This window comes from Neobacillus sp. MER 74, from assembly GCF_023714155.1.
Map to the genome: position 1 here is coordinate 69,641 of NZ_JAMAUV010000006.1, position 14,371 is coordinate 84,011.

At 44.1% G+C, this 14,371-nt stretch carries 11 protein-coding genes; 2 read left to right on the forward strand and 9 right to left on the reverse strand.

The annotated features are described in order from the left end of the window. Positions 1-74: 74 nt before the first annotated feature. The 3 genes from M3610_RS12485 to spoIIID all read right to left on the reverse strand — a co-directional run bounded on the left by M3610_RS12485 (position 75) and on the right by spoIIID (position 2,652). Positions 75-773, reverse strand: coding sequence for a DNA-directed RNA polymerase subunit beta (locus tag M3610_RS12485; protein WP_251459482.1), 699 nt, complete (start codon positions 771-773; stop codon positions 75-77). A gap of 418 nt (positions 774-1,191) precedes the next feature. Beyond that, positions 1,192-2,193, reverse strand: coding sequence for a rod shape-determining protein (gene mreB / locus M3610_RS12490; RefSeq protein WP_098571483.1), 1,002 nt, complete (start codon positions 2,191-2,193; stop codon positions 1,192-1,194). 186 nt (positions 2,194-2,379) lie between these two features. Further along, positions 2,380-2,652, reverse strand: coding sequence for a sporulation transcriptional regulator SpoIIID (spoIIID, locus tag M3610_RS12495; protein WP_088090148.1), 273 nt, complete (start codon positions 2,650-2,652; stop codon positions 2,380-2,382). Between the two features lie 647 nt (positions 2,653-3,299). Between spoIIID and M3610_RS12500 the strand changes: the two genes are divergently transcribed. Beyond that, positions 3,300-3,620 (forward strand): MGMT family protein, encoded by a 321-nt coding sequence (locus tag M3610_RS12500; protein WP_251459483.1) that lies wholly within the window; start codon positions 3,300-3,302, stop codon positions 3,618-3,620. A 53-nt stretch (positions 3,621-3,673) separates the two neighbouring features. On the opposite strand, the gene M3610_RS12505 is transcribed toward M3610_RS12500, so the two are convergent. The 3 genes from M3610_RS12505 to spoIIQ form a co-directional block, all read right to left on the reverse strand. After that, positions 3,674-6,514 (reverse strand): Ig-like domain-containing protein, encoded by a 2,841-nt coding sequence (locus M3610_RS12505; RefSeq protein WP_251459484.1) that lies wholly within the window; start codon positions 6,512-6,514, stop codon positions 3,674-3,676. A gap of 212 nt (positions 6,515-6,726) precedes the next feature. Further along, entirely contained in the window at positions 6,727-8,724 is a 1,998-nt protein-coding gene (locus M3610_RS12510) for a penicillin-binding transpeptidase domain-containing protein (RefSeq protein ID WP_251459485.1), read from the reverse strand. 303 nt (positions 8,725-9,027) lie between these two features. Beyond that, complete coding sequence (gene spoIIQ / locus M3610_RS12515) at positions 9,028-9,885, reverse strand: stage II sporulation protein SpoIIQ (RefSeq protein WP_251459486.1); 858 nt, start codon at positions 9,883-9,885, stop codon at positions 9,028-9,030. Positions 9,886-10,034: 149 nt separating this feature from the next. On the opposite strand from spoIIQ, the gene M3610_RS12520 reads away from it, so the two are divergent. Beyond that, positions 10,035-10,451, forward strand: coding sequence for a VanZ family protein (locus tag M3610_RS12520; RefSeq protein ID WP_098571488.1), 417 nt, complete (start codon positions 10,035-10,037; stop codon positions 10,449-10,451). Between the two features lie 339 nt (positions 10,452-10,790). Here M3610_RS12520 and spoIID read toward each other — a convergent pair whose 3' ends face one another. The 3 genes from spoIID to M3610_RS12535 form a co-directional block, all read right to left on the reverse strand. Then, on the reverse strand, positions 10,791-11,828 hold the full coding sequence (gene spoIID / locus M3610_RS12525) for a stage II sporulation protein D (protein WP_251459487.1): 1,038 nt from the start codon (positions 11,826-11,828) through the stop codon (positions 10,791-10,793). 387 nt (positions 11,829-12,215) lie between these two features. Continuing rightward, positions 12,216-13,526: a UDP-N-acetylglucosamine 1-carboxyvinyltransferase gene (gene murA, locus M3610_RS12530; protein ID WP_251459488.1), complete on the reverse strand. Its 1,311-nt coding sequence runs from the start codon at positions 13,524-13,526 to the stop codon at positions 12,216-12,218. 32 nt (positions 13,527-13,558) lie between these two features. Continuing rightward, a complete protein-coding gene (locus M3610_RS12535) occupies positions 13,559-14,338 on the reverse strand; it encodes a YwmB family TATA-box binding protein (protein ID WP_251459489.1) in 780 nt (259 codons plus the stop codon). Between the last annotated feature and the right edge of the window lie 33 nt (positions 14,339-14,371).

The window sequence follows — 14,371 nt, forward strand, 5'->3', positions numbered from 1 at the left end:
GGATTAGTACCTCCTACTAGTAACAAGTATTTATTTCTTATTCTACTACTTAAGGTATACAAAAAGGAAGGGATTTACCTCCCTTCCACCACTTTTCTTTTTCCTTTTTCAACTAAATCAACAATATGTGTCCATGTGGATTCCTTGAAAACATCTTTAACGTTCCCGCCGCCAAGGACCCCATATCCAACCATAGCGCCTAGCGATATGCTTATAAAAGCAAAGATCACTAAAAGAATCAGGCGCAGCCAAATGGGAATGAGGCGAATTCTGACTCGTTGATGTTTTTCAGAGACATTCTTTTCTTTGTCTCTCTTGGTGGCATTTTTCGTTTTTTTTGCCTCACGGCTTTGGTTCTTCACCTTGGATTTCTCCTGTTTTTCACGTTTATCGGCTTTCGCCTGTTTGGCAGCATCCCTTGTACCATTTACGGCTGCTTTTGCCGGTTTCGCTGCGGCCTTCGTGACTGCTGACACTGCTTTTACCGCACCCTTTGCGATGGCTACCGCAGGTTTTGCCGTGTTTTTTGTCCCTTGAACAACTTCCTTAGCTTGGATCGCAGGAGCATCCTTTATTTGCCGTCCCTCTCTGTTGGCCGTGCCCTGTGTTCTGTGTGCTTCGTCCCTGGAATGGTTCGCTGCGTCCTGTGCTCTGTGAGATGCGTTATGGGATTGTGTCGGAGCGTCCTGGGATTGTTTCTGCACCTCGGCCGCCTTGGCCCGTTTGTATTCTTCTCTTGTTCTATATTCTTGGTTTGGATTATTTACAGACATTTGTTAATTCCCCTTTTACTGACGTCCGCCCATTTATGTTTATCTGCATGGGAGACCCCGGACTCAGTGAATTATACATATTATATCCAATTTTTCTGTTCAATTCTTATAACTGGATATTTGGATTTATTTTTACAATACGTCATTCATTATTCTATTATAAAAAATAAATTCAAAATACTCATCAATTTTAACAGGAAATAGTACTAAAAGGTAGAATTTACTATATCCTAAAGCTTTTTAGGAATTGTAGTCCAAAGAAAAAAGCCCAATGACTGAGGCTTGTCCCGCCTGCTTCATTAGACTTTTTGTATCCTGCTCTTTTAAGGTATGATGTCTTACAACACTAGACCTAAAAGGGCAGCTCAGATTCTTTGTCAACTTCATTCCACTAGCTTGGACAATTTTTCAGAAAGGATCATCCAAACTTCCGACTTGGAATCTTGTCGATATTGTCAAGCATGATTCCTGTTCCAATTGCGACACAATCCATTGGATTTTCGGCCACTAGGACGGGAACTTTTAATTCGTCTGCGAGCAGCATGTCGATGCCGTGCAGTAATGCACCACCGCCTGTTAAAATAACGCCGCGGTCGATAATGTCAGCTGATAGTTCTGGAGGAGTACGTTCCAGCACGCTTTTTGCAGCCTGAACGATCACCGCAACTGATTCACGTAATGAACCTTCGATTTCTTCCGAACGAACTGTAATGGTGCGCGGCAGACCGCTTACCATGTCACGTCCGCGGATTTCCATTTCTTCCGAGCGTGAACCTGGGAATACAGTCCCGATGTTGATTTTAATATTTTCTGCTGTGCGCTCACCGATTAAGAGCTTGTATTCGCGCTTAATGTAGTTGAGAATTTCCATGTCGAACTTGTCACCGGCCATTTTGATGGAGGAAGAAGTCACGATATCGCCCATTGAAAGAACTGCTACATCCGTCGTTCCCCCTCCGATGTCCACTACCATGTTTCCGCTCGGTTGGAATATGTCCATTCCCGCACCAATCGCTGCCACCTTTGGTTCTTCTTCTAAGTAAATCTTTTTCCCGCCGCTCTTTTCAGCTGCTTCTTTGATTGCCTTCTGCTCCACACTTGTAATATTCGTTGGACAGCAAATCAGAATGCGCGGCTTCGATAAAAACCCTTTAACGTTTAACTTATTAATAAAATGCTTTAACATTGCTTCGGTTACATCAAAGTCAGCGATCACGCCATCTTTTAGCGGGCGGATCGCTACGATGTTCCCCGGTGTCCGACCAACCATACGGCGAGCTTCTTCACCAACAGCAAGTACGCGATTTGTATTTTTGTCAATTGCCACTACGGACGGCTCATTTAATACGATTCCACGGCCTTTTACGTGAATTAGCACGTTAGCCGTTCCTAGGTCTATCCCAATATCTCTTGCAAACATTCTCTTTTCTTTCCTCCTTAAAACGGAATCCACATACTTTTCCTAATTGTATATTGTACCACACTCATTAAGATTTCCATACTTTTAGCATAGAAAAGTTGTAAAATCTTGCAGATGGATGTCGGATAGGAGGATTTCCAGAGAATGCCTTGATGCCTATTCTTTTTTCAGTCGATTCATGGATGTTTATTTTACAGTTTCACCTTCCTTCTCTTCTTTCTGATATTTCATTTTTGTTGCCTCTCCCCCTCGGAGATGACGGATTGATTTATGATAGTCTAAAATACCTTTAACCTCGTTTGCCAGCTCTGGATTAATCTCAGGAAGTCTCTCTGTAAGATCCTTATGGACTGTACTTTTGGATACGCCAAACTCCTTCGCAATTACGCGAACCGTTTTCCTCGTCTCCACGATATACTTTCCAATCTTGATAGTTCTCTCTTTGATGTAATCGTGCACACTCTCGCCCTCCCTAAATTGGATGTGAGAAGTGTGAAATGAGACCCGCTTATCACTTCGACGAATTCTGCTTCCGTTTTGGTGTCTGTTTTGGGCTGCTTTGGTGTCAGGCACCACTAAAAGACATTTGTCCATTAGTGGAGGACACTTTCCTTGATGGTGTTAGGCACCAAACGGCAGAAAGTAAGTTACCTTCTGTCTATACGATGAATAATCATGTCCCCGACTGAATGTCCGCTAACTTCAAACGACTCTTCACCTCAAACACTCTCTTTGTAAAGGTTTGTAACCATTTTATTAGCTTGGATACGGGAATATGCCAGAAATACTCAATCGGGACAAGGTGTTATTCAAAGTTTTTTGATAATTGGACTTCTTACTTTTTTTCGACAGACGCGAGTATCGGTCCAGAATCCCTCCGTTATGCGGTTTTTAATTGGAAATATCCGGAGCTTTATTTTATTTCCCGAGAAATTTGTCGAGAAAAAAATTATTCAAAAATGGCGATTATGATTGGAATGGAGGTTAAAAAGTGGTTTGGAAGCCAGTACTTTGCATAATTCGGAGCAGTTTTTTCTAAAAGTATTGTTAAAATTATTATATCTTTGATACCTTTTTGATATGTGTTTTTTGAAAGGAAGGTACCTATGACACCTTTTACAGAAAATGTGGTGGAAATTATTCGAAGCATCCCCGAAGGTAAGGTGGCGACGTATGGTCAAATCGCTCGGCTCGCTGGAAGCCCACGTGCGGCCCGCCAAGTCGTCCGCGCCCTACACTCTATGAGCAAGAAGTACCACCTCCCTTGGCACCGCGTCATCAATGCTAAGGGGCAAATCGCCCTCCAGGATGACGAATCGTATCAGGAGCAACGGTTGTCGTTGGAAGCGGAAGGCGTGGAGATCGGCTTGAATGGAGTAATTGATTTGGAGAGGTATCAGTGGAAGCCTGCCCCAACCTCCACCTGAAGTAAAACAAAAGAAAAAAGGGGCGATCCGCCCCTTTCCCACTTTCATAAAGTTTAATACACTTTTATCGTTCGAATAGCACTAATGAATCCTTTAGCATCCTTTGCCGTTACCGATAACTTCGTTCCTCGTTTTTGCCTTGGGATGCTTACTTTAAAACTCCCATAACTATTTGCCTTCGCCGAATAAGTTTTCGTTCCAATCTTCACCTTCACGACGGCCAGCTTTTCTGTTTTTCCAGTCACAGAGGTTGCGGTATACTTGACTGCATTCACAACTGGAAGATTAGGGGCCACACGTGCGACAGTGAGTGATTTTGCATTGCTTACCTTCCCAGCTGCATCTTTTGCTGTAATTTTGAGTGATGTCCCGCTGTTTTGAATCGGTACCGTCACCTTGAAATTACCGACGCTATCGGCCTTTCCACTATAATTCTTACTACCAATTTGAACAGCAATACTCGCATACTTTTCCGACTTGCCAGTTACCACCGCTGATTTGTTATTAACGGCATTGACCACTGGGATGTTAGGAGCCACTCTCGTCACCTGTATTGTCTTTGGTACGCTCGTTCCCCCTGCATCCGTCGCAGTCACGCTTAAGACTGCGCCGCTGTTTTGGGCAGGAATTGTCACCGTAAACTTTCCATTCGCATCGGCATTGCTTTTATAGGTGGATGTTCCTGCTTTTACCGAAATCACAGCGGATTTTACCGTTACACCTGTCACGATAGTAGCTTTATTAGTAACAGGATTCACCGTCGGGCTATTGGGCGGTACTTTTCCGACCACGAACTTTTGTAAACTTCGATTTGACGCGCCATCCACGATCGTCACGTAAAAAGTAGACCCTGGTGTTGGCGGTGTAATCTGAAAGGAAAATTTCCCGTCAGGATTCGCATAACCGAAATAAGTATGGCCAACCATAGCAATCGTCACAGAGGCGCCGGCTTCGGTTACACCAGTAATTTGGGTTGTTCGATTTGTCACCGTATTTATCTTAATTGGTGGCGGGGTTATGTCAATGAATTGAACCTCTACAGGTGTGCTGACATTATTCGCAGCATCCGCAGCGATCACATGCAGATAAGTGCCTGACACCAGCTTGCCTATCGGAATCGTAAATTGACCATCCACTGAGCTGGCATCGCCCTCGGCAATCAAGACGCTCCCATTAAAAATCGAAATATGAGCACCTGCTTCTGCCACGCCGGTTATTTCTTCCTTTGTCACCTGATTTGGCGTGTCCAGTAAGAGTTTCAGCGATGGAGGGGTTACATCTTGTACCGTAAAGAAAATCAATTCCCCTTGATTCTTGGAGGCATCTTCTATCCTCACTTCGATTTTCGTTCCTGCAGACTGCTTCTCAAAAATAATCCAAAAATAATCGGAAGACACATAGCATGAACCGAGGATGGTTTGTCCTGACATCACTCGAATGAGTGCCCCTTTTTCTGCGTATCCACTAATGGAATCCGTCTGGTCCGTGATCGAATCTTGATTTAACTGCGGTGCGGCGGGCGCTGTTGTGTCCGCCACTATGACTGTCGCAGCTGGACTAATGTTTCCTGCTACATCCGTAGCGGTGATTTGAATCATCGTTCCTGCAGTCTGTTTTTCAATTCCGATTGAAAAATGGCCCTGTTCATCTGCCGTGATTTTTCCAAGGGAAACGGCTGTTTTGGCCTCAACCGTGGAAAATGGTTCGGCAATACCGGTGATGACTTCCGAATGCTCGGTCACTGCATCGACAACAGGCGCTTCAGGCGAGGTTTCATCCACAACCGTGACAACGGTCTCTGGACTGATCCGGCTATAGCTATCCGTCGCCTTGATTGTCAGCTCCACTCCACTTTTTTGCGGAGGAATTGGAATCTGGAATCTTCCTGTTTCGCTCGATGCGCCTTCACCAATTTTCTCGGCTCCCCGGTATACCTCCACCTGACTATCCCGGTCGGTAATCCCACTCACCGTTGTATCCCGGTCACTTATTTTTTCAACCAACGGCTTTTCTAGCGTTCCAAGTGGATAACTGTTTTCAAACGGTTTATAGGCCACTGTACTAATGTCTAACTTCCCCAGGGAGTTACTGTAATCGTTCCCGTCCGTAATTCCACGCTCGATTCGAAGGGGGTCGGTTACACCCCAATAATTATCATTCGCATCGAAGAGCAAGCGATTATACCCTGAGACCTGCACAATCACTTTCGTGTGCGGCCATCCAAAGAAGTTATTCTGATTAATGTGGATATTGGGAATCCCGCCGTCCCCATAGTCACCTCTTACGGTCAGATCATAATAAGAGTCGATTGGATTCATAAAGGTATTCTTTTTGATAAAAATTTTCCCTGGTCCATTCGCAACACTTAAGTCCGCTTTTTCACTAAAAAAGTTATGTTCAATAGTTGTCTCCAATGGCGATGAGGAGATAGAAATTGAGCCATTTTTGTATTGGTTATGGCGGAGGATGGCATTTTTGCCAATCGTCGTCACAAGAAACCCGCCATTGTACTTTGATTGACGATAATGGTCCGCATATTCAATTTGAATCAAACTTCCATTAAATGTCGTTCCTTGTACGTACACATCCTGCAAACGGATGCGTTCTTGCTCGGTCCCAACCGCCTTCAATTGGCCGCGCACCGTAATCCATAATCCATTTTGCCCAATCAACTCTACCCCCGGCTCAATCGTAAGGGTGACTCCTGAATTGATTTCGATCATACCCGTTTGATAATAGGGGGAATTTTCTTTAGTTAACACTCTATCTTCACTAATTACGCCTGATATCGTGCTGCCGCTGCTAGTAGATTCCGCATGGTCCTTCATCGGGAATAAGGTAAGTAATAAAAGGGTAGAAAAAAAGATTTGCAGAAATTTCTTGTAAAATATCATCCGATTGTTCTCCATTAATAGTTTTATACTAATCATTATCATGGGCAGTATCCGAAATTACAATATACTTTTTCTACTTTCTTTATCGTAAAATCAACAAAAAAAGACCACAAAACAAAAAAACACACCAAGCCCCTTGGTGTTAACTCCCAACTATTTATTGTGGTGCCTGACACCAGCACTGGTGCCTGACACCACCACACAGTACTCATCTACCGTACCAACTCAAAAACCTTTTTCACTTTCTTAACCGGGATCTGCGACCCGCCCCGCTTCTGGACATTCTCGACCATCATCGCGACCATCAAATTTGGCGAATTTGTGTTATATCCAATGAACCAGCCATTTTCTGTACCGGTTTCACCTTGCTTCTGTTTAATCTCCGCTGTCCCCGTCTTGCCCGCCAGCGGGTACTCCTTCATATCGGCTGCATGTGCTGTTCCAGCGGCATCGCTAACCACCTTCCGTAAATCCGCCGCAATCACTCCGGCATGTTCCGCGGAGACCACGGCCTCCTTCCACACCTGTCCTTGCTGTTCATCCGTTAAGAGGATTGGCTTAATCATATTGCCATTATTGATAAATGGTGTATATGCCGACAGCAAATGCACGATGCTCATTTGAATCTGCCCTTGACCATACCCCGTATCGGCAAGCGATATATCTCGGTCCAGCGCGCCAATCGTTGATTTCTCGAGCGGGAATGGAAACGCCAGCTCTTCTTCAAAGCCAAATTTCTTCAGCCCATCCGCGAACGCAGCTTTCCCCGTTTTTAACGCCGCTTGGGCAAAATAAATATTATCACTAAACACAAACGCCTTTTCCAGATTAACCGGAGCAGACCCAGCATGGACTCGCGTTACAAAATAACCGCCCCACGACTTATCCTTTTGCCACTTCTTCCCTACTATCGGTACCGCCTGCTCCGGCGTGATCGCTCCGTTTTCCAATGCTATCCCTGCCGTGATTGCCTTCATGACAGATCCCGGTGCAAAGGTTTGTTTAAACCGCGTTGAGAGGGGCTGTTTCTTGCTTTCCTGCAGTGCCTTCCATTCAGCCGCCGAGAAGCCGAGCATCGCTTGATTCGGGTCAAATGAAGGCGTGCTGACAAGCGCCAGCGTTTCCCCCGTCACCGGGTTCATAGCGGCTCCCGTGCCCGCTTCCTTGCCAAGTTGGTCATAGATTGCAGTCTGAACATCCACATCAATCGTCAGCTTCACCGCTTTTCCATCCTCCACTGGCTTTTCAGCGAGCACCTCCTTGCCGCCATTCTTTTTGTTAATGGTAATCGTCACCCCAGGCTTGCCCCTTAACTGCTCGTCATACACTTGTTCAAGGCCTCTTTTGCCAATCATATCACTGCTTGTGTAGCCCTTATCTTTGAGTTTCTCCAACTCATCTGCCGTGATCGCCCCAACATATCCAATAAGCTGTGCTGCGGCTTTGCCATACGGATAGATACGTGCTTCCACCTTTCGCGTTTGCACCGGCTCGAGGGCAATCAACTGGGCAATCCGGGCCTCATCCTCCATCGACACCCGCTTCAACGGCACGAACAGCTCCGGCTTTACCCAACTTGCACTTATTGCCTTCTTAATCTGATCAGGGCTCATTTTTAAAAGCGAGGATAACGGCTCAAGCATCTGGTCCGTCACCTTCCCTGCCACCACACCGACCTCGTACACTTGGCCATTCACAGCCAGCCCGATCTCATTGCGATCGAGGATCTCTCCTCTTTTTGGGGCAGTCGTATTAATGCCAATTTTATCGCCTTCTTGCAATTTCGGAAAAATGTACCCTGTATTCCAGTCTATATACCAATTCTTCTTGTCGGCTCGCTCCTCTTTCTTTAAGTTAGCTTTGTGGGTGAATTGAATCGGACCCGCCAAGCTATTCATGCTTGCCTTAAATGAATATTGGGCTTGTTCTTTTTCCCCCTGTTTATCTTCTTTTGGTTTTTTAAAGTCAATCTTGAGGTCTGTTATCTGAAGATCTTTGTAGATTTTTTGATAGCGGCTTGTAAATTCCTCTTTGGTGATTTTCTTCTTCGCATTAGTAGAAAGATAATCATACATCTGGTCAAACTTCTGCCCATTCCATAACGCTATGTACTTCGCCAAACGATCCTGCGGCGTCGGCTCCTTACTGCAGCCAGCCAAAACCGCCATCATCAGCAGCATCACCAGCATGGCCCCTACTAACTTCCTCAACAAAATCCCTCCCTTAAAAAGTTTGGTTTACGGTGTTTGGTGTTTGGTTTACGGTGTCAGGCACCACCCAAAGACACTTTCTCCATTTTGTACACCAGTGGCGGACACCACTGTTAATTACTTCTGGTGTCAGGCACCAATAACCAATATTTATTATTATACCGTGAATATACAAAAAATGGTGTTGTGCCCATTTATTATGAGTAAAATAAAGTGTGAATTAGTTCGAGCTTGTGCGAATTAATGTGAAATGAGTACAAAAAAAAGAGGAAAGAATTCCCCTTCCCCTTTGTAACGTTATAATTATGAGTTTGCTTTTTCTGTTGAGTTAGTAGAATTGTCATCCGCATTTTTATCTTCGTCAGAAGATTTTTCTTGATCAAGGGAATTGTCTGGATCCTCAATCATTTGCTCTTTTTCCTTCATTTGCGGAGTTTCTACTGATTCGCTTGCATTTTCATTCGATAGTTTTGCTTCCTGTAAAGTGCTTAACGATTTGTTAAAATAGTCACTAGGGTTTACAGCAATACCATCTTTACGAATTTCAAAATGTACATGTGTTCCAGCTTTTTCATTGAACAAGCTTTGTCCAGCCTTGGCAATCACTTGTCCCTGTTTTACCTCGTCGCCAACCTTGATCTTTATGTCTTTAACGGATTGATATTGTGTTACAATACCTTTGTCGTGTTCCACTTCAATGACATTCCCAAGGACTGCATCTTCTTCAACACGTGTGACAGTACCGCTTAGTGATGCAACAACATCAAACGATTCGCCGTCTTTCACGGTCACATCGATACCAGTATTTGGTTGGTAGGTATTGTTATAGAATACCAAAGCCGCTTCCTGGTCTTCCGTTTTTCCATTGAAATCATAGAATTTCGTTTTTACAACAGCTGCATCCGCATTTTCCACTGGCATCTTGAAGTCTTCAAATGTTTTGCTAACTTCAACAGCTGGTTCTTGACCCTTTTTACCAGCAATATCCGTGGATTTGTAATCGTACTTGTCTGTTGCGTTGTTGCTTGTTTGATACCATAGTACCGCGGTCAAAATGATTGCTGCACTTGCAATATAGATGGCTGGAAATACCCAACGCTTTTTGAAAAAGCGTTTTACGCTGGAACTTTGAGAAGATCGTTTGTTTTCTTCCTCTCTCATTTTCATCACCTCAGCAATCATTCTGAACAGATAAGTAGAATTATATACACTAGTGAAAAAAATTTTTTTGAACTTATTTTTCAACAATGATTTAATTTTTATGCATGAAGTTGGAAAAAATTTTTTCGAGCATATTGGGAGGAATTTATATGAAAATTTTTAAGTGGGTATTGCGGGTGCTCCCGTTTGCCTATATGGCGGCCATTTTTATTATGTCGAGCTTGCCTGCGGACCATTTTGTGAAACTGCCTGATTCCAAAATCGACCACACCATTAAGGAATCGTTACATTTAATAGAGTTTGCCATTTTGTATGTATTGCTCGTGCTAGCGATGTTAACCCGCCGAGGGGCGTTCACGCCTGCCTTAAACATAACCTGCGCTGTTATCGCTGGCCTCTATGGAATCAGCGACGAAATCCATCAGTCCTTCTACGCCTACCGCTCGGCGTCCTGGTTCGACTTAGTCAAAGACTTCACCGGGATCTTGGTTTGTTTTTACTTTATCCGAGGGGCATTGTTTAAGGGGAAATTTAAGGGACTTGGGAAGGTACTAGGCCGTGTATAGTTTTAGGAAAATAAATTCTTCCCTTTAAGGTCCCCGTAAAGGTTAAGTTCATAGATTTAAGAATTTGATTGGCACTTTTAGGGGATTCAATCCCCAGATAACGTCTCAATTCTGAGTTTGTAATCGAGAGCTTGATTACAAGAAAATAATAGTTGATGGCTTGGATATGGGCTGTTTTTGATTTGCACTCGCAATTCGGGCACACCCATGTTCCGTATACATATTTCATGCCGCTAAACAGTTACATGCTGGACAAGGCACACCTGGGAGGAGATCATTATTGTATCCTCCCAAAATACAAAAAAACCAGGCATCTCAGCCTGGTCCATTCAACAACTACTATTTCTTCGCCGTAACCGTATCAAGCATATGATCCGCCGCTGTAATCTTCACGCCCTTGTAGTAATGCTTCACAATCTCCTGATAGTTCTTTCCTTCTTTAGCCATCCCATTCGCCCCATATTGGCTCATTCCGACGCCATGGCCAAATCCCTTCGTCGTAATCACAATATTGTCGCCCTTGCGCTTCCACGAGAAATCAGACGAGCGCAGTTCCAGTTTTTCACGAATTTGTATCCCTGATAGGACTTTCCCGTTGAAATCGACCTTACCCACACGCTTGCCAGCCGTCCGGTCCACAATCTTGCCAATTGTTGATCCAGAGCCAAGGTTCACACCAAGCCGTCTTTCAAACTCATGGACGGACATCACCTTTTGACTGTTATATTTCGGAGATTTTTTATCCCACGGACTGGATACACTTCTTAAATAAGGAAATTTCCCTTCCCAGACATCTTCCGAATTTTCCGTATAGCCATTGCCTGTCGAGAAGAACAAGGCATCGATTGGCTTGCCGTCATAGGTCAATATTTGACCCGCAGTAGCCCGAACAGCATCTACGATCTTCTTCTTTTTCCATTCATAATTTGCGCCCCAGTCCCGCCTCTGCTCTGCGTCATTCATATAAACTTGGTGGATAACGGTGTCCGTCACCTGAGCACCTTTGGGAACGCCCAACGTATCTTTATTAATTAATCGGTTAACGATATACGTTCTCGCTGTTAATGCCTGGGCCTTGAGTGCTTCCTCTTTGAAATCAACGGGCATTTCAGCTGCTACCACGCCAACGAGGTAATCTTCTAATTGGACACTTTCAATGGTTGATCTTGCAGTCCGGAAGACGGCGACATCCACATCAGGGTCAGAGGAAGCAGGAACCACTTTTGCTTCTTTTGCGGGGGTCTTCGTTAAATCCTCCCCTAACTTTCCGCTCGCTTGATGTTCATCAGAAAACGGTAAAACAAGGACTGCGGGAATAATCAGTGTCAAGGCAATAAGGACTGCTGCTGCTACGACGAATGGTTTGATTTTTATCATGATAGTGCCTCCAGTTTGCAAATTCACAGCCACACCAAATCATAACAAAGGCGGGTTGCGTCTCAATTAATACATATGGAGGCGGACAAGCATTTATTACGGATTTTTGCAGAAAACTGAACAGGGTAGTAAACGTGGTGTCAGGCACCGCCCGTGGACAAATCATGGTTAAATGTCTTTTTGTGGTGCCTGACACCACCAATCCATAGACAAATGTCTTTTACTAGTGCCTGACACCATCAAAACTACACACCAGTCACCACAAAAAAAGCCACTAAACGCAAAAAAGGCCCAATTCTACATCAGGGCCCGTTGTTTTGCGATTGCACGTTGTTACGTGGATTTCAAGACTTTCCTGATTGGGAAACCAATCAGATCTGAAATCATTTACGCATTCATATCCGATACAAGGTTCTGAACTTCCGTGAACGTTTCGTCAGCTTCGTTGATTCGTTCGATGTCAGCGCCTAGTCTTGCTAGTTTGCCGTGGAAGTCTACATAGCCGCGGTCTAAGTGTTTCAACTCAGTCACGCGAGTCATGCCTTCAGAAACTAAACCAGTTAAAATTAATGCAGCGGCGGCACGAAGATCTGTTGCTGATACTTCTGCACCTTGTAAGTTTGAAGAACCATTTAAAATAACAGAACGGCCTTCAATCTTGATGTCTGCGTTCATACGGCGGAATTCCTCGACATGCATAAAACGGTTTTCGAAGACCGTTTCAGTTATCATCGAAGTACCATTCGCACGAAGCAGCAATGCCATCATTTGTGATTGCATATCTGTAGGGAAACCAGGGTGCGGCATCGTCTTGATGTCAACAGCCTTCATACGATCGGTTCCGATGACACGGACGCCATCTTCTTCCTCACGAATCGTGATACCCATTTCTACCATTTTTGCAATCAAAGATGATAAATGTTCAGGAACAGCGCCTTTTACCAATACATTACCACCCGTAATCGCTGCAGCTACCATAAAGGTACCAGCTTCGATTCGGTCAGGAATAATATTGTGGTCTGCACCAAATAACACGTCTACCCCTTCAATACGAAGAGTTCCAGTGCCGGCGCCGCGAACTTTAGCGCCCATTTTGTTCAAGAAATTGGCAAGGTCAACGATTTCCGGTTCTTTTGCCACATTCTCAATAATTGTCGTACCTTCCGCAAGAGTGGCAGCCATCATGATATTCTCAGTGGCCCCAACACTTGGGAAGTCTAAATAAATCTTTGCACCTTGTAAGCGGCCGTTTACTTCCGCTTCAATAAAACCGTTTCCTACCTTAACCGTTGCTCCCATGGCTTCAAAGCCCTTGAGATGCTGATCGATAGGACGGGATCCAATGGCACAGCCACCCGGTAAGGCCACACGAGCACGGCCATTACGAGCGAGTAATGATCCCATGACAAGCACAGACGCGCGCATTTTTCGAACGTATTCGAATGGCGCCTCATCTTTTAACGCTTTGGATGCATCTACTTCGACAGTATTGTTTTCAAACGACACTTCAGCATTTAGGTTGCGTAAAACTTCATTAATTGTGTATACATCGGAGAGTGTAGGTACATCACGTAATACACTTTTTCCGTCACTTGCTAATAATGTTGCAGCGAGTACAGGCAGAACGGCATTTTTTGCGCCTTCAACTTTAACCGTTCCATCAAGCCTTTTTCCGCCGCGGACGATGATCTTTTCCAAGAGTATTCCCCTCCGCGTCCATTTTCTCTATATTAATATTCAATCGTAATGATTGGTGTGCCAACTACGATGGTAGTTTTAGCGCCCAATCCTTCGGAGCGTATACCAATTTGTAAATTCATGTTCTCTCGCTGATTCTCTATGGAGCCTGTAAACATCGGCGAATTTGCCGAAACAGACATGAAAGTCTCCTCTTTTAACGCTTCGATTTCTTTTGCTTTAAATCTTGACATCATTTGATTCATTGTCTTAGGTAAAGACTTATCAATCTTATCACCGACTGTACCTTTCATACAAGAGAAAACTGTTGGATTTCCTCGAAATATGTCAGTTAGCCTAGTTTTAAATTGACTAGTAGTGAAAAAGGCCTTTGTCGCCGAATTCCACTCCTTACCCGAGATACTATATACTATATACGCATTAACAGGTTGTTTTGTGTGGGTTGCCATAATTTGAAGCATTTCGTTGTGGTGTTTAGATGTTGGAGATACTGCTGTTAATTCCCATTTTTGGCTGGTATTTTTAACAGACCATTCCCAATCAGGAAACTTAGCTTGAAGCTCTTTAGCGTAGTCCTTTACTTCCTGCAAACTTTCCATGCCATCCAAATGCTCTCTTGCATAAAAAGTCCATTCATCGAGCAAAATATTTTCGGCTTGTAACATCGAGCCGATTTTAATTAAGTCCATTTCTTTTTCAAAAAAAGAACTAGTTCCGCCGCTATTTGCTTCACTTGTTTGGTTCCCCATAACAACCAAAATTACACTAAGTATGATAACTACGCTCAAAAGGATTTGACTCTTTCTCTTCATCTCTACTCCCCCTTACTACCATTGTTACCAGGT

Bases quoted from the DNA above. Each gene is read 5' to 3' on its own strand.
- M3610_RS12485 (WP_251459482.1), bottom strand. From the start codon at position 773: ATGTCTGTAAATAATCCAAACCAAGAATATAGAACAAGAGAAGAATAC.
- mreB (WP_098571483.1), bottom strand. From the start codon at position 2,193: ATGTTTGCAAGAGATATTGGGATAGACCTAGGAACGGCTAACGTGCTA.
- M3610_RS12500 (WP_251459483.1), top strand. From the start codon at position 3,300: ATGACACCTTTTACAGAAAATGTGGTGGAAATTATTCGAAGCATCCCC.
- M3610_RS12505 (WP_251459484.1), bottom strand. From the start codon at position 6,514: ATGATATTTTACAAGAAATTTCTGCAAATCTTTTTTTCTACCCTTTTA.
- spoIIQ (WP_251459486.1), bottom strand. From the start codon at position 9,885: ATGAGAGAGGAAGAAAACAAACGATCTTCTCAAAGTTCCAGCGTAAAA.
- M3610_RS12520 (WP_098571488.1), top strand. From the start codon at position 10,035: ATGAAAATTTTTAAGTGGGTATTGCGGGTGCTCCCGTTTGCCTATATG.
- spoIID (WP_251459487.1), bottom strand. From the start codon at position 11,828: ATGATAAAAATCAAACCATTCGTCGTAGCAGCAGCAGTCCTTATTGCC.
- M3610_RS12535 (WP_251459489.1), bottom strand. From the start codon at position 14,338: ATGAAGAGAAAGAGTCAAATCCTTTTGAGCGTAGTTATCATACTTAGT.